Annotated in this window: 21 protein-coding genes; 14 read left to right on the top strand and 7 right to left on the bottom strand. The window is 63.1% G+C overall.

Annotation, left to right across the window (positions count from 1 at the left end; all coding sequences use genetic code 11):
- The first annotated feature begins 1 nt into the window (after position 1).
- From coxB to BGRAMDRAFT_RS08640, 6 genes are all read left to right on the top strand, one after another.
- Positions 2-1,069 (top strand): cytochrome c oxidase subunit II, encoded by a 1,068-nt coding sequence (coxB, locus tag BGRAMDRAFT_RS08665; protein ID WP_006048332.1) that lies wholly within the window; start codon positions 2-4, stop codon positions 1,067-1,069.
- An 11-nt stretch (positions 1,070-1,080) separates the two neighbouring features.
- Complete coding sequence (gene ctaD / locus BGRAMDRAFT_RS08660) at positions 1,081-3,006, top strand: cytochrome c oxidase subunit I (RefSeq protein WP_044020737.1); 1,926 nt, start codon at positions 1,081-1,083, stop codon at positions 3,004-3,006.
- Positions 3,003-3,641: a cytochrome c oxidase subunit 3 gene (locus BGRAMDRAFT_RS08655; protein WP_006048330.1), complete on the top strand. Its 639-nt coding sequence runs from the start codon at positions 3,003-3,005 to the stop codon at positions 3,639-3,641. The genes ctaD and BGRAMDRAFT_RS08655 overlap by 4 nt, the downstream gene beginning before the upstream one ends.
- 10 nt (positions 3,642-3,651) lie before the next feature.
- Complete coding sequence (locus BGRAMDRAFT_RS08650; RefSeq protein WP_006048329.1) at positions 3,652-3,981, top strand: hypothetical protein; 330 nt, start codon at positions 3,652-3,654, stop codon at positions 3,979-3,981.
- A gap of 17 nt (positions 3,982-3,998) precedes the next feature.
- Positions 3,999-4,424 carry a c-type cytochrome gene (locus tag BGRAMDRAFT_RS08645; protein ID WP_232292238.1) on the top strand — a complete coding sequence of 142 codons (426 nt, stop codon included), beginning with the start codon at positions 3,999-4,001 and terminating at the stop codon, positions 4,422-4,424.
- 285 nt (positions 4,425-4,709) lie between these two features.
- Positions 4,710-5,585, top strand: coding sequence for a lipid A biosynthesis lauroyl acyltransferase (locus BGRAMDRAFT_RS08640; protein ID WP_006048327.1), 876 nt, complete (start codon positions 4,710-4,712; stop codon positions 5,583-5,585).
- Positions 5,586-5,606: 21 nt separating this feature from the next.
- Here the strand turns inward: BGRAMDRAFT_RS08640 and BGRAMDRAFT_RS08635 are convergent, their stop codons facing one another.
- Together BGRAMDRAFT_RS08635 and BGRAMDRAFT_RS08630 are read right to left on the bottom strand one after the other, a co-directional pair.
- Positions 5,607-6,077 carry a YaiI/YqxD family protein gene (locus BGRAMDRAFT_RS08635; RefSeq protein WP_006048326.1) on the bottom strand — a complete coding sequence of 157 codons (471 nt, stop codon included), beginning with the start codon at positions 6,075-6,077 and terminating at the stop codon, positions 5,607-5,609.
- A gap of 104 nt (positions 6,078-6,181) precedes the next feature.
- Complete coding sequence (locus tag BGRAMDRAFT_RS08630) at positions 6,182-6,376, bottom strand: hypothetical protein (protein WP_006048325.1); 195 nt, start codon at positions 6,374-6,376, stop codon at positions 6,182-6,184.
- A 309-nt stretch (positions 6,377-6,685) separates the two neighbouring features.
- On the opposite strand from BGRAMDRAFT_RS08630, the gene BGRAMDRAFT_RS08625 reads away from it, so the two are divergent.
- Positions 6,686-6,892 (top strand): hypothetical protein, encoded by a 207-nt coding sequence (locus tag BGRAMDRAFT_RS08625; RefSeq protein WP_006048324.1) that lies wholly within the window; start codon positions 6,686-6,688, stop codon positions 6,890-6,892.
- Between the two features lie 23 nt (positions 6,893-6,915).
- Here the strand turns inward: BGRAMDRAFT_RS08625 and BGRAMDRAFT_RS08620 are convergent, their stop codons facing one another.
- A complete protein-coding gene (locus tag BGRAMDRAFT_RS08620; protein ID WP_044020647.1) occupies positions 6,916-8,493 on the bottom strand; it encodes an MFS transporter in 1,578 nt (525 codons plus the stop codon).
- Positions 8,494-8,613: 120 nt separating this feature from the next.
- Here BGRAMDRAFT_RS08620 and BGRAMDRAFT_RS08615 point away from each other — a divergent pair, with 120 nt between their 5' ends.
- The 4 genes from BGRAMDRAFT_RS08615 to BGRAMDRAFT_RS08600 all read left to right on the top strand — a co-directional run bounded on the left by BGRAMDRAFT_RS08615 (position 8,614) and on the right by BGRAMDRAFT_RS08600 (position 11,075).
- Entirely contained in the window at positions 8,614-9,513 is a 900-nt protein-coding gene (locus tag BGRAMDRAFT_RS08615; RefSeq protein WP_006048322.1) for a LysR family transcriptional regulator, read from the top strand.
- Between the two features lie 24 nt (positions 9,514-9,537).
- Positions 9,538-10,050, top strand: a complete 513-nt coding sequence (locus tag BGRAMDRAFT_RS08610; RefSeq protein ID WP_006048321.1) for a GNAT family N-acetyltransferase — start codon at positions 9,538-9,540, stop codon at positions 10,048-10,050.
- 157 nt (positions 10,051-10,207) lie between these two features.
- Positions 10,208-10,639: a hypothetical protein gene (locus tag BGRAMDRAFT_RS08605; RefSeq protein WP_175130879.1), complete on the top strand. Its 432-nt coding sequence runs from the start codon at positions 10,208-10,210 to the stop codon at positions 10,637-10,639.
- Positions 10,623-11,075, top strand: a complete 453-nt coding sequence (locus BGRAMDRAFT_RS08600; RefSeq protein WP_006048319.1) for a winged helix-turn-helix transcriptional regulator — start codon at positions 10,623-10,625, stop codon at positions 11,073-11,075. Before BGRAMDRAFT_RS08605 ends, BGRAMDRAFT_RS08600 begins: the two co-directional genes overlap by 17 nt.
- Positions 11,076-11,161: 86 nt before the next feature.
- Here the strand turns inward: BGRAMDRAFT_RS08600 and BGRAMDRAFT_RS08595 are convergent, their stop codons facing one another.
- Positions 11,162-12,067 (bottom strand): LysR family transcriptional regulator, encoded by a 906-nt coding sequence (locus BGRAMDRAFT_RS08595; RefSeq protein ID WP_006048318.1) that lies wholly within the window; start codon positions 12,065-12,067, stop codon positions 11,162-11,164.
- A gap of 130 nt (positions 12,068-12,197) precedes the next feature.
- Here BGRAMDRAFT_RS08595 and BGRAMDRAFT_RS08590 point away from each other — a divergent pair, with 130 nt between their 5' ends.
- On the top strand, positions 12,198-12,596 hold the full coding sequence (locus BGRAMDRAFT_RS08590) for a RidA family protein (RefSeq protein ID WP_006048317.1): 399 nt from the start codon (positions 12,198-12,200) through the stop codon (positions 12,594-12,596).
- Here BGRAMDRAFT_RS08590 and BGRAMDRAFT_RS08585 read toward each other — a convergent pair.
- Positions 12,562-13,464 (bottom strand): LysR family transcriptional regulator, encoded by a 903-nt coding sequence (locus BGRAMDRAFT_RS08585; RefSeq protein ID WP_006048316.1) that lies wholly within the window; start codon positions 13,462-13,464, stop codon positions 12,562-12,564. The two genes, BGRAMDRAFT_RS08590 and BGRAMDRAFT_RS08585, sit on opposite strands and share 35 nt — an antisense overlap.
- Before the next feature lie 169 nt (positions 13,465-13,633).
- Between BGRAMDRAFT_RS08585 and BGRAMDRAFT_RS08580 the strand changes: the two genes are divergently transcribed.
- Positions 13,634-13,816: a hypothetical protein gene (locus BGRAMDRAFT_RS08580; RefSeq protein ID WP_006048315.1), complete on the top strand. Its 183-nt coding sequence runs from the start codon at positions 13,634-13,636 to the stop codon at positions 13,814-13,816.
- A gap of 14 nt (positions 13,817-13,830) precedes the next feature.
- Here the strand turns inward: BGRAMDRAFT_RS08580 and BGRAMDRAFT_RS08575 are convergent, their stop codons facing one another.
- Positions 13,831-15,045 carry an MFS transporter gene (locus BGRAMDRAFT_RS08575; RefSeq protein ID WP_006048314.1) on the bottom strand — a complete coding sequence of 405 codons (1,215 nt, stop codon included), beginning with the start codon at positions 15,043-15,045 and terminating at the stop codon, positions 13,831-13,833.
- 136 nt (positions 15,046-15,181) lie between these two features.
- On the opposite strand from BGRAMDRAFT_RS08575, the gene BGRAMDRAFT_RS08570 reads away from it, so the two are divergent.
- The gene (locus tag BGRAMDRAFT_RS08570) at positions 15,182-16,156 is read left to right on the top strand and encodes a LysR substrate-binding domain-containing protein (protein ID WP_006048313.1); all 975 of its coding nucleotides are present in this window, start codon (positions 15,182-15,184) and stop codon (positions 16,154-16,156) included.
- 32 nt (positions 16,157-16,188) lie between these two features.
- Here the strand turns inward: BGRAMDRAFT_RS08570 and BGRAMDRAFT_RS08565 are convergent, their stop codons facing one another.
- Positions 16,189-16,929, bottom strand: coding sequence for an ABC transporter substrate-binding protein (locus tag BGRAMDRAFT_RS08565; RefSeq protein WP_006048312.1), 741 nt, complete (start codon positions 16,927-16,929; stop codon positions 16,189-16,191).
- Positions 16,930-17,533 lie beyond the last annotated feature (604 nt).

The raw sequence follows: 17,533 nt of genomic DNA, 5'->3' as shown, positions 1-17,533 counted from the left end.
CATGACTGCGCGAGTCGTTCTTCCGCTATCCGGCGCTGCCGCCATCGCAACCGCAACGGGAACCGTTCAGTCGGCGTGGGCCGCGCCATTGCAGGATGCGCTGCGACCGGCCGGTGTCCAGGCGAGCACCATCCTCGATCTGCTGAATCTGACGGTGATTGTCTGCACGGCAGTCTTCGCCGCCGTGCTGATCGCCTTCTTCTGGGCGCTGTGGCGCGCGCCGCGAGGCACGCGCGAAACGCCCGCCGATATGTCGACGGAGGCGGACTCCGCCGTGGGTCCGAAAGCGGTCGCCGAACCTGGCCTGAGAAGGGCGGTCATCGTCGCGACGATCGTATCGACGGTATTGCTGTTCGGCCTGATTTTCGCCGACGTGCTGACCGACCGCGCGCTCGCGCGGCTTTCGATGCGCGATGCCGTGCAGATCGAAGTGACCGCGCATCAATGGTGGTGGGAGATACGGTACAACGACCCGCAAGCGTCGAACGTGTTCATTACGGCCAACGAGATGCACATTCCGGTCGGCCAGCCCGTGCTCGTCACGCTTAAATCGTCGGATGTGATTCACTCGTTCTGGGTGCCGAATCTGCACGGCAAAAAAGACCTGATTCCCGGCCGCACCGCGACGATCCGTTTTCGCGCGGACCACGCGGGCGAGTACCGCGGCCAGTGCGCCGAGTTCTGCGGTTACGAACATGCGTTGATGTCGTTCCTCGTGATCGCCGAGACACCCGACAAATACGCGGCCTGGCTCGCGCATCAGCGCCAGGATGCGCCGCCGCCGTCGAACGAACTCGAAACGCGCGGCGAGCAGATTTTCCTCACGCACAGTTGCGCGATGTGCCACACGGTGCAGGGCATCGGTGCGAACGCGGTGCTCGGGCCGGACCTGACTCATGTTGCAAGCAGGCAGACGCTGGCTGCCGGCACGCTGCCGAATACACCAGGACACCTCGCCGGCTGGATCGTCGACGCACAGCGCATCAAGCCCGGCACCGTGATGCCTCCCAACCCGCTGGCGCCCGATGAACTGCACGCGCTGCTGGCCTACATGGCGACGCTCAGATGAATCATGCCTCGATGACGGACCGGTTCGACGTGATCGACGAACCGCAAACCGACCCGCAGGAAGCCGACAGGCTCGAAGCAACCTGGCGCGACCCGCCGGGCTTCCTGGGCGTGTTCGCCGCGATCAATCACAAGACGATCAGCCGCCGCTTCATGACCACGACGTTCGGCTTTTTCGTCGCGGGCGGCATCCTCGCGCTGGTGATGCGCCTGCAGCTCGCGCGTCCGGGCAACCGGCTCGTCGGCCCCGACATGTACAACCAGTTGTTCACGATGCACGGCACCACGATGATGTTCCTGTTCGCCGTGCCGGTCATGCAGGCGGTCGCCGTCTACCTCGTGCCGCTGATGATCGGCGCGCGCAGCGTCGCGTTTCCGCGCATGAACGCGTACGCGTACTGGGTGTTCCTGTTCGGCGGACTGATGCTGTATGTGGCCTTCGCACTCGACATCGGCCCCGACGCCGGATGGTTCGCCTATGTGCCGCTCTCGGGTCCGGACTATTCGCCGGGCAAGCGCATCGACTTCTGGGCGCAGATGATCACCTTCACCGAGTTGTCGGCGCTGCTCGAGGCTATCGTGCTGATCACCACGATCTTCAAGATGCGCGCGCCGGGCATGACGCTCAACCGCATGCCGCTCTTCGTCTGGAGCGTGCTCGTGACGTCGTTCATGGTGCTGTTCGCGATGCCGTCGGTGATGCTTGGCAGTACTGCGCTGATTCTCGACCGCCTCGTCGGCACGCATTTCTACAACCCCGGCGAGGGCGGCGACGTGGTGCTCTGGCAGCATCTCTTCTGGTTCTTCGGACACCCGGAGGTGTATCTGATCTTCGTGCCGCCGCTCGGCTTTATCTCCAGCATCATTCCGACTTTCTCGCGACGGCCCGTATTCGGCTATCCGGCGATGGTGCTCGCGCTGATCGCGACGGCGTTTCTATCGTTCGGACTGTGGGTTCACCACATGTTCGCGACGAATCTGCCCGATCTCGGCAAGAGCTTTTTTACGGCGGCGAGCATTATGATCGCGGTGCCTTCGGCGATCCAGATTTTCTGCTGGATCGCGACACTGTGGACCGGACGCCTCAACTTCAAGACGCCGATGCTCTTCGTCCTCGCGTTCTTTTTCATTCTGGTGCTGGGCGGGCTGACGGGCATCATGCTCGCGTCGGTGTCGCTCGATTATCAGGTGCACGACACGTATTTCGTCGTCGCGCATCTGCATTACGTGCTGATCGGCGGCGCGGTGTTTCCGCTATTCGGCGCGTTCTACTACTGGTTCCCGAAGTTCACCGGACGCCTGCTCGACGAGACGCTCGGGCGCTGGAATTTCTGGCTGTTCTTCATCGGCTTTAACGTCGCATTCTTTCCGATGCATCTGCTCGGGCTGCATGGCATGCCGCGCAGGGTGTACACGTATCCGTCCGGAATGGGATGGGACACGATGAATCTGACCGCGACGATCGGCGCGTCGATTATCGCCGTGAGCGTGCTGCTGTTTATCGTCAACGTGCTGCATAGCCGTCGACAAGGACTCGTTGCCGGCGACGATCCGTGGGGCGCAGGAACGCTCGAATGGAGCACCGCGTCGCCGCCTCACGCGGGCAATTTCGTGAAGGTGCCGGTCGTGCATAGCGGCTATCCGCTGTGGGACGCGCCGCGCGAACCTTCCACCGTCAGCGGACTGGATTCGAATAGCCGGCAGGTGCTGGTGACGAGCGTTCTCGACGCGATGCCGGATCATCGGCCGGTCTTTCCGATGCCCAACATCTGGCCGTTCGTGAGCGCCGTGGCGACGACCGTGTTGTTCATTGGCTCAATCTTCACGCCGTGGGCGGTGGTGTGGGGCACGGTGCCCGTCGCTATCGCGATGACCGCGTGGTTCTGGCCGCGGCGGCGCGAAACCGATCAGCATCTCGCGCTGGAGAAACGCCCGTGACTACCGTTGACGAGCGCTATGCCGACAGCCGGCCGCGCGCAGCCCGCAAGGCGATCCACGTCGGAGAACTGCCGACGTATGGCTTCAGCCATCGCAGCCTGATGTGGTGGGGCACGATGGGACTGATGGTGATCGAGGGGACGGTGTTCGCCATCGCCGTCATGATGTACTTCTATCTGCGCACGCTCGCATCCGTCTGGCCGATGAATGCGCCCGGCCCCGGCCTGCTATGGGGCAGCGTGAATACGGCGATCCTGGTCGTGAGCATGCTGCCGAATCATCTCGCGAAGCGCGCGGCCGAGCGGGAGGATCGCGCGGCGTCGCGGCTCTGGCTGCTGGTGTGCCTCGCGTTTTCGCTCGCCTTTCTCGGCGTGCGGGCGCTGGAGTTCAAGGCGCTCAACGTGACCTGGTACGACAACGCTTACGGGTCCGTGCTGTGGATGCTGATGGGCTTGCATACCGTTCACCTGATCACCGATACGTTCGACACAGCCGTGCTCGACGTCCTGCTGTTCACGGGGCCAGTGGAAGGTAAGCGCTATGTCGACGTCAGCGAGAACGCCGCCTACTGGTACTTCGTCGTGCTTAGCTGGCTGCCGATTTATGCAGTCGTCTACTGGGCGCCGCGTTTGTGAGGAGATCGACATGGCAGTGTGGTCCGCGCTATTGCTCGCGCCTTTCCTGACGCTCTCGAATCTGTCGCTGACGTATGCGCTGGTGCCGCGATCGTGCGATGCCGGCACGACCTGGATGCTGCACGCCGTGACGCTTGCGAGCGCGGTGTTGAGCGCGGCGGCGACCGTCGGCGCGTGGCGGCATTGGATGGGCGGCCTGTTTCCACCGGATGCCACCGCGGAAAGCACCGCGCGCGCGCATTTTCTCGCGCAGGTCGCGACGCTGGTCGGTCTGCTGTCGACGTTCGTGCTGTTCGCGCAGTATGTGCCGCAATGGGTGCTTCAGCCATGCGCGCAATGACGATCCGGCGATTTCCGTTGGCACGCATCGGTGGATGCGCGAGCGGGCTGGCGGCGCGGCGAGCCACGGTCGCTAAAGCGGCTCTTGCTTACGCGATGACGGGTCTCGCCGTCCTCACGCTGAGCGCGTGCGGACAACAGACGCCGCAACGCGAGCCGTTGACCGGCGGCGATCCGGCTCGAGGCCAGGCCTTGATCGTGCACGCCGGTTGCGGCTCGTGCCACACGATCGAAGGCGTGGAAGGCGCCAACAGCCTGGTCGGGCCGCCGCTCACGGGCCTTCGTCAACGGACGTACATCGGCGGAGTTGCGGCCAATTCGGCGACCAACCTCGAGCGCTGGCTGATGCATCCGCAAGCGTTCAGCCCGCGCACCGCGATGCCCGATCTCGGCCTCACCGAGGATCAGGCGCGCGACATTGCCGCTTATCTCTATCTGCATTGAACGGGCTACAGGTGCGCCGGTTTGCATCGTGGCGCGCCGGCGTCGATGCGCTCGCAAAGATTCGGGGCTCGATCGTGAAGTGAGTCGCCACTGAGCCGCCTGTTACACTGCCGGGATTCGCGAGTCGTCCCAGTCATTCGGTAATCACGCTTGGGCTGTGCGGTCCACGGTTGGTATTTCGAGCGAAGACATTCCTGTTCTTAGGCAATCGGCGGCCGTCGCAACGGTCGAACGGCGGCTGCTGCACTTCGCTTTCCAACACTTACCACCGGTAGGGGACAACCTTTGAAACGCCTCAGCCTTGCGCTCATCGTGGCGTTGCTACGCACGCTTTCCGTACTTCCTTATAAATTCGTCGCACGGCTTGGAATCGTTATCGGCACGCTGCTGTATGCGCTTCCCGGCCGCCGCAAGCACATCGTGCTGGTGAACTTGCGGCTTTGCTTCCCCGAGAAGACGGCGCACGAACATCAACAGCTTGCGAAAGCGCACTTTCGCCACGTTGTCCGAAGCTATCTCGAGCGAGGCATCCAGTGGTTCGGCAGTGCGCAATCGATCCGGGACATCGTGCAGATCGAAAGCAGAATCGATCTCGACGACGAGTCCGCGCCGCCTACTATTTTCATGGGCTTTCACTTCGTGGGCATTGAGGTCGGCTGCATGCTGTACTCGACGCGCCTGCCGATTGCGTCGCTGTACACGCGCATGTCGAACGCAGGTCTATGTGAGCTGGCAAAGCGGCAACGCGGCCGGTTCGGCGCCGAGATGATCGAGCGCGGGTCGAGCGCCAAAAGGATCGTCGCGTTATTGCGTTCGGGCAAAGACGTGATGCTCGCGGCGGATATGGACCACGGCGTCGACAACTCTGTTTTCGTGCCTTTCTTCGGCGTTCCCGCCTGCACGCTGACGGCTGTTTCGCGTCTCGCGCGACTTGGGCGCGCGCGCGTCGTGCCGTTCGTGACCGAAGTGCTGCCGGATTACGAAGGCTACAAGCTGACGATCTTCGAGCCGCTCGCCGACTTTCCCTCGGACAGCGATGAGGTCGATGCGCGTCGAATGAACGCGTTTCTCGAAGAGCAGGTCGTTAGGTTTCCGGAGCAATATTACTGGGTTCACCGGCGCTTCAAGCATCGGCCGCCGGGCATGGCACCGGTGTATTGAAGCGTTTGACTCGCTTGCGGCCTATCCACCTGGCGCGCGAGGCGGCGTGCCGTGACGCGCGAGGAAGCGGTCGAGTTCGCCGGCAAACGCTTTGCTGTCGCGCGCGGTGAAGGGCGCAGGGCCGCCCGTATCGATACCCGTATTGCGCAGTTGATCCATCACGTCGCGCATCGTCAGGCGCTCCTGGATGTTTTCGCGTGTGAACCGGTTGCCGCGCGGATCGAGCACATGCGCGCCCTTGTCGAGCACCGCGGCGGCGAGTGGTATGTCAGCGGTAATCACGAGATCGCCCGACGCGGCGAGTTCGACGATGCGCGCATCGGCCACGTCGAAACCGGCCGGCACCTGGATCGACCTGATAAACGGCGACGGCGGCGTGCGCAGATATTGGTTTGCGACCAGCGTCACGAGTATTTCGGCACGCCGCGCGGCCCGAAACAACATGTCTTTGATGACGGCGGGACAAGCGTCGGCGTCGACCAGGACTTGCATGAAGGCCATTCCAGCAGGTTAAAACGCGATCATATATCAACGGTGGCAGCGGTCCTGTTGTTGTCTCGGTGTTGCTTCGGTGTACTTCGGTCGGCTGTCGTGGTCTACGGCCTGGCGGCGGAATCGTCGTCGCGGCGTTGCTCATCTTGCTGCTGTGGCTGGACACCTTCGGCGCCGCCAGCGGCATCGTCCTCGTTCGTTAGTTCGACTATTCCTTCCTCTTCCTTGACGATCGACGTTTCAACCGCGGTCGGTTTCCCCGGCCCCGACGGGCTATTGGCGTGTCTTCCTGTGCTCATGAAAATCTCCAGGCTGGATCGTGGATGACTTGGCGTTGCCGGTTCGCCGTCGAATTGCAGCGAGCGCTTCCGGCTGATTTGTCGTCGCAACCGGTATGCCACGCGCACGCCGACGCTTGCTGGATGACGCAACCGATGCGGTGTAGCAAGTACACGTCGACTCGTAAATCCTTCAATTGCGCGGTTCAACGGAGCTGGTTGCCGCCGCTATTACGCTGACTGCCCCTGCATGTGCCGCGAAAATCGCGCTCGGGTATCGCGCTTGCGGCGTAGCAGTATTTTGTAGTCCGGCGCAAAAAAGGAGGCGCAATGAATCGACCCAAGCAATCGTCCATGCCGAGCCGCGGCGAAGCCGATAGGCAACAGGCAAGCGGCGTTCGCCGCGAGCCCTCCGAGCAGGCGCGCGAAGACGCACGACGCGAGCGGCAGCAAACGGAGGTGTCCGGAAAGTCCCCGACGAGCGGCAGCGGCAACTCGCTCGGATCGGGAACCAGTCAAGCGAAAGGACGCAGTTGAGTGCGTGCTTTTTAGCTAGGCGTCTATCGGTCCGCGGCTTCCGGCACTGGTGCGTTCGTGATGCGCGTTGCGGTCTGCGGATCGGGCCGAAGGTAATGCAGCGTCGCGAGCGCGGCGAGCACGGTCACGATGGCGAGCCCGTCTGCGAGCAACGAGAACGCGTCGACGTATTGTTCGCGTAAGAACGCTGCGCGAACGCCTGGCAGTCGCGCCGCGGCGCCGGCGAGATCGCCGGTCGCGAGCTGCTGAGCGGCGGCCGCAAGCCGGTCCCGGTCGATGCCGGGCAACGACGGCAATGACGACAACGACGGCAACGCCGCGCGCAACCGTGCACTGACCAACGCCGAGAGCGCCGCACTGACCATCGCGAGCGCGAGCCCTTCGCCGGCCACGCGTGTCGTGCTGAAGATGCCTGTGGCCATGCCCGCGCGCTCCTTCGGCACGACGCTCACCGACAGTCCATCCATCAAGCCCCACGGCAGTCCCGCGCCGATGCCGATCGCGGCCATCGGCGCGAGCATCGCGAACGGCGTGGCGTCGGCGGGCAGTCTGCCGAGCCACACAAGCGCCGCCGCCGACATCAGCAAGCCCGCCGCCGACACGACGCCCGGCGACGCGTGACGCGTGAGCCACACCGCGAGTGACGGAACGAACAGCATCGGACCGCACAGCGCGAGCATCATCAGGCCGGAGATCAACGGCGTGTGGCCGTCGATGCCGACGAAGCGGATTGGCAGCAGCACCAGCAGCACAACGAAGCAATAGCAGGTCGCGATCGGCAGCATCTGCACGCCGATAAAGCGGCGATAGCGGAACAGCGACAGGTCGAGCATCGGATGCGCGCTGCGCCGCTCGATCGCGACGAATGCCGCGAGCGCGAACGCTGCCGCCACGAACAACGCGCGGATCGCCGGGTCCGACCAGCCGCGCGCGGGCGCTTCGAGAATGGCGACCGTGAACAGGCACAGCATCGCTGTGAAGCTGACGATGCCCGGCCAGTCGATCCGGCCTGCCGATGGATTGCGCGTCTCGCGCATCCACGGCGCCGCAAGCAGCAGCGCGATCACGCCGATGACCGCCGTCGACGCAAACACCGCACGCCAACCCGCTGCTTCGATCAAGCCGCCCGCGAGTACCGGGCCGAATGCGAGTCCCACGCCGAAGGTCGTCCCGAGCAGGCTGAACGCGCGCGTTTGCGCGTGGCCGTCGAACTCCTGCGCGAGCGCGGCCGAGCCGCCCGCGAGCGCGCCGGCTGCCGCGATGCCTTGCGCGCCGCGCAGCACGTCGATCCAGACGATGTCTGGCGCGATCGTCAGCAGCAGCGAAAAAAGCGCGAACGCGGCGATGCCCGCGAGGAACACGCGGCGCCGGCCGAACTGATCCGACAGCGCGCCGGCTGCCATCAGGCAACTGCCGAACGACAGCATGAACGCGTTCGTGATCCAGTTCAGCGCGACAGGGCCGCCGCCGATCGCGCGGCCGATCGCGGGCGTTGCTATCGCTCCCGCCGAGAAACTGAGCGGCAGCACGACGGCTGCCGAGCACACTCCGAGCAGCACCATCCAGCGCGCTGACGCGGATCGATCGATTGAAGAAGTCATGATGTGTCCATCCAGGCGTGACGTGATGCCGGGCAGTCTAGTTGCGGACATGCAATCGATAAATGCCCGACAGGTACAATCAATGCGGACTTTAATTCCGTAATCTGCTGAGCGCCTTCCATGGAAAATCTCACCGGTATCGTGGCGTTCGTTCATACGGTCGAAGCGCAGAGCTTCGTCGGCGCTGCGCGGCGGCTCGGGCTGTCCGCGTCGGCGGTCGGCAAGAGCGTGGTTCGGCTGGAAACGCGGCTCGGCGTGCGTCTGCTGCAGCGGAGCACGCGGCGCGTCAGCGTGACCGAAGACGGCGAGCGCTTCTATGAACGCTGCCGTCGTATCCTCGACGCGCTCACCGATGCGGAGACGATGATGCTGCAGGCCAACGCCGCGCCGCGCGGCCGCCTGCGCGTGACGTTGCCGACCATCGGCTATCGCTTCCTGCTGCCGGTCGTCCCCGAGTTCATGCAGCGTTATCCCGACGTCGAGCTGGAACTGGATTTCAACGACCGCATCGTCGACGTGATCGCAGGCGGCTTTGACGCGGCCATCCGCAGCGGCGATCTCGCCGATTCACAGTTGACCGCGCGCCGTCTCGGACCTTTTCGCTTCGTGTTGTGCGCGACGCCCGCTTACTTTGCGCAACACGGCGTGCCGCGCGTGCCCGCCGATCTCGCGCGGCACGCTTGCATCCGCTTTCGCTTTCCGACCACCGGCAAGCTGCACGACTGGCAGTTCCGCGACCAGCCCGCGAACTTCGTGGCGTCGTTTCCGACGGTGCTCACCTGCAATAACATGGAGGCGTTGCGCGGCGCGACTGTGCTCGGACTCGGCATCGGCTATATGCCCGACTTCCTCGTGCGCGACGATCTCGCCGCCGGCACGCTGCGAACCGTACTCGACGCGCATCTGAAACACGAAGGCCAGTTCTCGGTGCTGTGGCCGTCGAGCAGGCAACTGTCGCCGAAGCTGCGGGTGTTCGTCGATTTCCTTGCTGAACGGCTGTTTGGCGGTCGCGAGGGTTAGCGGCAACCGGAGGAAGGCTCTTATATGCAACCTGTTTTCGAAACGCCTCGCTTGATATTGCGGCCGCGGACGCTAGCGGATACGGATGAATGTCTTGCGATGGATCGAGATCCGCTGGTCACGCGCTTCGTCGATGGGCCCTGGTCGGACGCACGGAAGCATCGCGCATTCGTCGAAGCGCGCACGCTCGGCCCGTACCCGGCGGGCATGGGCTATTGGACGATCAGAAGCCGGAATGATGCGGCGGATTTTCTTGGGTGGGTTCTCCTGATTCCCGCGGATGCTGTTGGACCGGAGATTGAAATTGGGTGGCGCTTGCCGCGAAAAGCGTGGGGCTCGGGCATAGCGACGGAGGCTGCAACAGCGGTGCTGCAGCATGCTTTCGCAACGCTGCGTTTGGCGGAAGTGGTGGCTGAAATCGATCCGTTGAACCTGGCGTCTATTCGCGTTGCGGAGAAGCTTGGGTTGGTGCGGCGAGGGGATGTCGTGGGGCACGGAAGGAAGATGGTTCGGTATGCGTCGATGGAAAAGTTGTGATCGACGTGTTCAGTTGGCCTTGTCAGAGTTTCAGTTGGCCAGGAAGACGCCGATGAACTCATCGCCGACCTTAGCAATGCCCTGCGGCCGGACTGCTCCTCGACTTGAAAACTGACATTTGCACGATTCGGCGTCAGCACACGCGATGCATAAAAAAATGAAGATCCCGCCTGGAGTCACGAACGAAGAGCTTTGGCGCAAGCATTGCCGGAAGATTCGCGCCCGAGCGCTGGACTTGCTCGAAGGTCGCCTCGGCGTCATTGAAGCCGCTCGCGCCATGCTTCAATTGGCGTATTGGACCAAGGTTGAGGGCGAGCCGGAGTTTCTACTGTTCCGCGCGATTGCATCGGCGACCGATGATCTTCCGGTTGGCAGCGTCCGTGCGTACTGGGCGGCAGATGCGCTGGAACGTGAGGACGTCCGTATTGATGCTGCCGAGAAATTGTGGAATGAGAAGGCGGTCGCCGCTGCGGAAAAGCTGGTGGAGCGATATCAATGGACGGTTCCCCCACAACCTGGAAGTCAACGACCGAAATTAACTTGCGACATGCAAGCGATGTTAGAATCCAGCCATGAAGACGACGTGTAAAGAAGACCTTCGGTCCCATTGCGCGGTCAATTACGGCGTGGAGATCTTCGGCGACCGGTGGTCGCTGCTGATCATTCGCGACATCGTGTTTGCTGGCAAGAAGACGTATGGCGAATTCCTGAAATCGGAAGAGGGAATCGCGACCAACGTGCTGGCTACGCGCCTTGCGTTTCTTGAAGAGCAAGGCATTCTCTCGAAGGCGCCCAGCCCCGAGGACAGGCGCAAGGACTTCTACACGCTGACCGAGAAGGGTCTCGACCTGATTCCGATCGTGCTTAGCATAGTCGTTTGGAGCGCCAGGCACGATTCGAAGTCGTACGTGAGGCGCCGCAAGGACTTCGTTGCACGTTTGAAGGCAAGCCCGGTGCAGGTGAGCGAAGAAGTGAAGGAACTGGTCCGCAATGGCGGATGTATTTTTCCTGAGAGTAGGGAGTGAGCGGGAGGCAGTCCGCGACGGGACAGTGACGGCATCGTTGCGTCCATCATTCACTATCGCATCGACGGTGCTCAGATAGCTTCCCATCACACGTCCCGTTCATTCATCAGTTCCACCACCCAATCAATAAACACACGCAGCTTCGCGCTGACGTGGCGGTTCGGCGGATACGCGATGTAAAGCGGCATCGGATCGAGTTGCCAGTCTTCGAATAGTGCGACCAGTTCGCGTCGTTTCAGATGCGCTTTCGACATATAACGCGGCAGCCACATGATGCCGAGCCCCGCGACTCCGGCCGCGAGATAGGCGTTGCCGTCATCCACCGCGAGCGCGTAGCGGCCTTGCACCTTTGCCGTTTCCCCTGCACGACGCATGACGGCCGGATAGAGATTGCCCGCGCGTCCCCACGAAAACCCGACAATACGGTGATGCGAGTTTTCAAGCTCCGCGGGATGCGAAGGCACACCCGCCAACGCAAGATATCCAGGCGAAGCGAACACGCCGAGCGCAAGATCCGCCACGCGCCGCGCCACGATCGACTGATCGTTCGGCTCGCCTCCACGCACGACGCAATCCACGTTCTCGCCGATCATATCGACGGTGCGGTCGCTGACGCCCATGTCGAGTTGAATGTCCGGATAGCGGGCGAGAAATGCCGGAAGCGCCGGGATGAGGATCAGACGGGCGAGCGGACTCGGCACGTCCACGCGAAGGCGGCCTCGCGGTGCCGCCGATGCGCTCGAGAGACTCGTCTCGGCGTCGTCCATGTCGGCGAGCAGTCGCGTCACGCGCTCGTAATACGCGATGCCGTCCGGCGTGACGTTGATCCTGCGCGTCGTCCTGTTCAGCAGCCGGACGCGTAAGCGCGCTTCCAGTTGCTGGACCAGATGCGTCACCGTGGTCTTGCTCATATGCAGCGTCTCGGCCGCTTTCGTGAAGCTGCCTGCCTCGACGACCCGGACGAAAGCGCGCATTGCGTCGAAGCGGTCCATGAACGTTTGCCTCGTAATTAGATTGTTTGCATTCTACAAATAGTCATGGACAGGGTTGATGGTTTATCGTGCGCGCGTCGATCGGTAGAGTGGGCTGATCGAAACCAGCGATTGATCAATGGAGGCGAAAGTGGCGAAGCGCGATGTGGTATTTCCGCCGGGACGTCGGGCGCTTTACGAGCGTAACCGGTATTCACCGGCCGTGAGGGCGAACGGGTTGCTGTTCGTATCGGGTCAGGTCGGCAGCCGCGACGACGGGACGCCTGAACCGGACCTGCAGGAGCAGGTGCGTCTCGCGTTTAGAAACCTGAATGCGATCCTGCACGAGGCCGGATGCACATTCGACGATGTGGTCGACGTGACCGTGTTCATGGTCGACCCGCAATCGACATTCGAGCGCGTGTGGCAGGTCGTTCCCGAATTCTGGGGCGACGCGCCGCATCCGGCGCTCACCGCCGTCGGAGTGACATGGCTCTACGGCTTCGACTTCGAGATCAAGGTAATTGCGAAGCTTCCTCTGAACGACTGATGTGCCGGTCAGGCGCGTTGGCCGGCGTCGAGCGGAAAGCGCTGACCAGCGTGCGCAACGCCGCGCGGACCTGCGCGTCGGACGTCGACGAATACAACACGACTTCGCGCGACGGCAGCGGCGGCAAGCCGAGTCGCGGGCCGACATCGACCGTGCCCGGCGGCGCGACGCGCAACGCGAGCGCGGCGACCGCGAGCCCCGCTTGCGTGGCCGCGCCGATCGTCCCAATGCCGCCGCCGACGAATACCTCGACCCACGGCACGCGTGCTTCATCGAGCGCGCTCACGGCCATTGCCCGCACACGGCAGGGGTAAGCCTGAGTCGCGAGCCGCAGCGGCTGCCCTGCGTGATGAACCCAGTCGGGTGTCGCTATCCAGCCGAACGGTTCGTCGAGCAGCGTTTCGCCGTCGCGGCGGCTGTCGTCATGCCGCAGGACGAGCGCGGCGTCCAGTGCGCCGCTGTCGAATTGCGCTTCGATATCGCGCGAACTCGATACGCGCATCTCCACCAGCAGGCCTGGATCGGCGCGATGCATATGCCGCAGCAGCAGCGGCAATTCATTGCCGACAATGTGATGGCTGATGCCCACTTTGAGCGTGATGCGCTCGCGCGCCAGCGCGCTGAGCGCGTCGTCGTGCGCGCCGAGCAGATTGCGCGCGGCCTGCAGAAAGATTTCGCCCTTCGGCGACAGACGCACCATGCGCGGCGTGCGTTCGATCAGGCGGTGGCCGAGCCGTTCTTCGAGCCGTTTGAGCTTGATGCTGATTGCCGATTGCGTGCTGTTCAGCGCATCGGCCGCGCGCGTGAAGCTGCGTAGATCGGCGACCAGCACGAAAGCTTGTACCGCTTCGAAATCGAGTGTTTTCATGACGATCCATTCGATTATGTCATCACAGAAATACGCGGCAGCCGGTTTGAAAGCAGCACGTTTCGTGACACGCTAACGTCATCCGTTGCATTGCGCAAGCAGACGTGCGGCTTCCCGGCGTCTGCCGTTCGATGCATGGTCCACGATGGATCGATCACGAAGAAACGCCATGTCCGACACTGAACAGGCCTACTACGACGACGCTATTTATCCGCGGATTCCGCCGGATGGCGACCCCGTTGCGTTCGACGCGCAGCAGGCATTGTTCGCGTACCTAACGGGTTTATGTTGTGGGGCATTGATCATTCTCGCGACGACCGCGGTGGTGTGCGAGGTCATGCGTTTGCTGTGAGACCGCGCGCAAGCTCACGTCTTGCGCAAATGCGGACGGAGCGCAAGCGCGAGTGGCAAGACCGCCAGCGCCGTGGCCGCGGTTGCAAGCGTGGCGCCGTGTGCGCCGATGCCGTCGCCGAGAAAACCATAAGCCACCGGAGACAGCGCGCCCGAAGCGATAGTGCCGGTATAGAAGAGTGCAAATGCCCGCTCGGTCCGCTCGACCGAAGTCAGTTCGGGCACCGTTCCATAAAGCACCGACGATGTGCCGTTGAGCATCGCGCCGAGCAGCGGCAACAAGATGAGGGCGGGCGTCAATGGCAGGTAAAGCACGGCAAGAATCAGCGCGGCGGTGCCGCCTTCGGTTGCAAACACAGTGCCGATGACGCCCATGCGTGCGCCGAGCCAGCCGCACACGAACTTGCCCGCCGCGCCACCGATGAAGACGAGCGCGAGCGCCGTGCCCATCATCGGCGGCGAGATGCCTTTCGCTTTCAGTAGAAATGGCAGAAAGGTCAATAAGCCCATGCGCACGGCGGTGTCGAGTACGCCGATCGTGAACAGCAGTGAGAAGCCCGAGCGCGAACCGTTGCTGTTCTGGCTCGGCGCTTCGGCTGCGGACGGCTCGCTTGCTGGTATCGAAGGGAGAAAAAGTGCAATCACGGCCGCGACTAAAACGCCGATGGCCGACATCGCCCAGAGCGCATGGCGCCACGGCATGACGGTGATCAGAAGCGAGATAGCCGCAGGAAGCGCGGATTTTCCAAGGTCGCCTGCAAAGTTGTAGACGCTCAGCGGCCCGCGAGCGTTGCGCCCATATGCGCGCGCGACTGCTCCCGAAGCCAGTGGATGTTGCGTGCTCGAACCGCTTCCCGAGAGGGCGAGCGCGACGCATAAACCCAAGAGCGTTCCCGACATGCCGGCGACGGCGTAACCCAGCGCGGCCAGCAACGTACCCAACGCGAGCGTCAGAGGCGTGCCCCAGGCGCGCGCGAGGCGCCCGGCGGGCAATTGCAGCGTCGCCATCGTGCCCGCATAGACGCCGCGCACGATAGCGAGCGCGCCATAACCCAATCCGAAGTCCGTCTGCCAGACCGGCAGCAACGCGTAGATCATGTCGGTGTAGCCGTCGTGCAGCGCGTGCGCCGTGCATGAGAGCCAGAGCACGCGCGCGCGCGAAACGGAGGACGAGTTACCGGATGCGTTGGCCGCCGCCGTCGTTGGCAACGAAGAAGAGAAAGGTCTCATGGTTCAATCGAGTGGTGAAAGCGCGCGGCCTGGCGACTGCTCGAGCGTTTGTTGAAGCGCACCCATAGTCTATGGGTCGTCGGCAGCGACGCACAACTGACGTAAAATAGCGTCAGCCGGGAGAAAAAGTCACCACATGGACACAGACGAACGCACGGGTAAACACGCCGGAAACCTTCCTCCGTTGAATGCATTGCGGCACTTCGAGGCGGTCGCGCGGTTGGGCAGTTTCGCCGCGGCGGCGAGCGATCTGCACGTCACGCACTGGGCGGTCGGCAAGCAGATCCGAATGCTGGAAGACTGGTTCGGAGTGCCTCTCTTTGAGCGCCGCTCGCGCGGCGTCGTCCCGACCGACGAGGGCGCCGCTCTGCTCAATGATGTCAAAGGTGCGTTTTCGCGGCTGAGCAGTTCGGTCACGCGGCTGCGCCACGAATCGATTACGCGTCGCGTAACGGGCGTCGTGCGCGTGAATACGCTGGCGAGCTTCGCGTTGTGCTGGCTCATACCGCGTCTGACCGATTTCCGCGCTCTCTATCCGGACATCGATGTGCGGCTTTCGACAACCTCACGCAAGCTGCGTTATGTCGGCGGCGCGTTCGACATCGGCGTGCGTTCGGGACCCGAGGACGCAGCGGGCCTCACGTCGACGCCGCTGATGCCCGACTTGCGCCTGCCCGCATGTAGTCCAGCGGTGCTGCAAAGCCATCCGATCAGGACGGTTGCCGATTTGCGAAATCACACGCTGCTTCACTCGATGAGCACGCGCACGGCATGGTCCGACTGGTTACGCGAGGCCGGCGCGCCGGGCTTGCAGGGCGCGGGCCATCTCGACTTCGACCATGTCTTTCTGCAACTGGGCGCGGCGGCGGAAGGGCTCGGCGTGACGTTGGCATCGCTGCCGCTGATCGAGCGCGATATCGCGACCGGGCGTCTTGTGTGTCCGATATCCGAGCCCGCGGGGCGCGGACCCGATTACACCCTGGTCGTGAACACCGACCGGGCCCGCGACGACGCGGTCATCGCATTCGAGAAATGGATTCTCGCGGCCGCGGCGCGCAGTTCGGTGGTGCCGGCTCGACGCACATCGCGCAGGAAAGGGGCGCGGCGCTAGTTACTTCGCCACGCGACGCCCCGACTTATCGATCAATCCGGCGATGCCGGCGCGACCGACGCTCCCGCAATCCCATGTCGCGTCAGTGCTTCGGCGACGAACCCGGACGCTTTCATTTCCTCGACGAAGCTGCGCAGCGCGGCTGCGGCCGCTTCGCCGCGGCTTTTCGGCGTGCCCATCGCCTGTTGAATCACCATGAAGCGCTCGTCGAGCAGGCGCAGGCCGGAAGCGGCTCGCGCATCGGCTTCAAGTTGCTGCTTCACGCCCGCGGCGACTTCCAGTCCCTGTTCGAGGAACGTTTGCACGACCGTCGGCGACGTCGGCGCGCGAACGATTTGCGCGGCCTTCAACTCTCGCGTGAGAAAGAGATCGTAAGCGCTGCCTTTGCCGACCGCGACGCGGTTATGCGGCTGATCGACGTCCGCATTGGTCCGCACCGGAGAGTCGTCGCGCACCAGATAGAAACCTTCGATCAGCACATACGGCGCCGTGAACGCGATGGTCTCGCCACGCAACGGATCGACGGCGAAAAAGCCGAAGTCGGCGCGCTCTTCGCTGACGGCCTGCACCGATTTGCCCGCGGCGTCGAACACCACCAGTTCGAGTTCGACGCCGAGTTGCCTCGCGAACGCTCGCGCGAGATCGACGGAAACGCCGAACGGCTCGCCGGTTTGCGGGTCCTTGTTGGCGAGGATCGGATTGCCTAGGTTGATCGACGCGCGTAGTTTGCCGGTTGGGGTGAATGCGGAAATGACGGGTTGGGTGAGGGTCATGGTGTTGTCTCGCGGGAAGATGAGCGCCGGCGTGAAGTCGTTCGGTTTGAACTACATCAGCACAATATCGTACTGTTTGGTTTTGGGCACTGTAGTCGCTGTCGGACGAAGGTTGGCGGGTGATTGTTGGAAGAGGGTCAGGTGGGTTGACGTCTTAGGCTGAGATCGGCCAGAAGCGACATTCATTGGAAGACGAACTTGGACATCCGAGCGTCGGTAGCACTTCGAAAGCCGCCGTTGATCCTGGCGGAGTCGATGGCAGTCCATCGGCCTTAGCCGACGCTCAGGCGGTCTACGTTTGTCCGGCTGCTTCACGTTCCTCTTCCGTCGTTCTCAGCATTGGGCCGGCGGACGCCCAACCCACGGAATCGTCAGAATTCGTTTCTGTGTGCCGACTTCGACGGTGCACTCCTCGCGGGCATGGGGTTCAGTTGTCCAGAATTCAGCACTGCTTTTGCTTTCCCGGCCTGTTCTTGCATTGACGCCATCGAGACCGTGGCGCACACCGAATCGGTCGCCCGATGCTTGTTGAACGCATATGTGTAACTGCGTGCGATCGTAAAAGAGTCTGAAGCTCGCTGCACTACGAAGCTCGAGCTGGTCG

Origin of the sequence: Paraburkholderia graminis C4D1M (assembly GCF_000172415.1) — a bacterium.
GTDB classification, from domain to species: domain Bacteria; phylum Pseudomonadota; class Gammaproteobacteria; order Burkholderiales; family Burkholderiaceae; genus Paraburkholderia; species Paraburkholderia graminis.
Note: the sequence above shows the minus strand (reverse complement) of the source record. Positions and strands in the feature narration are given on the sequence as shown.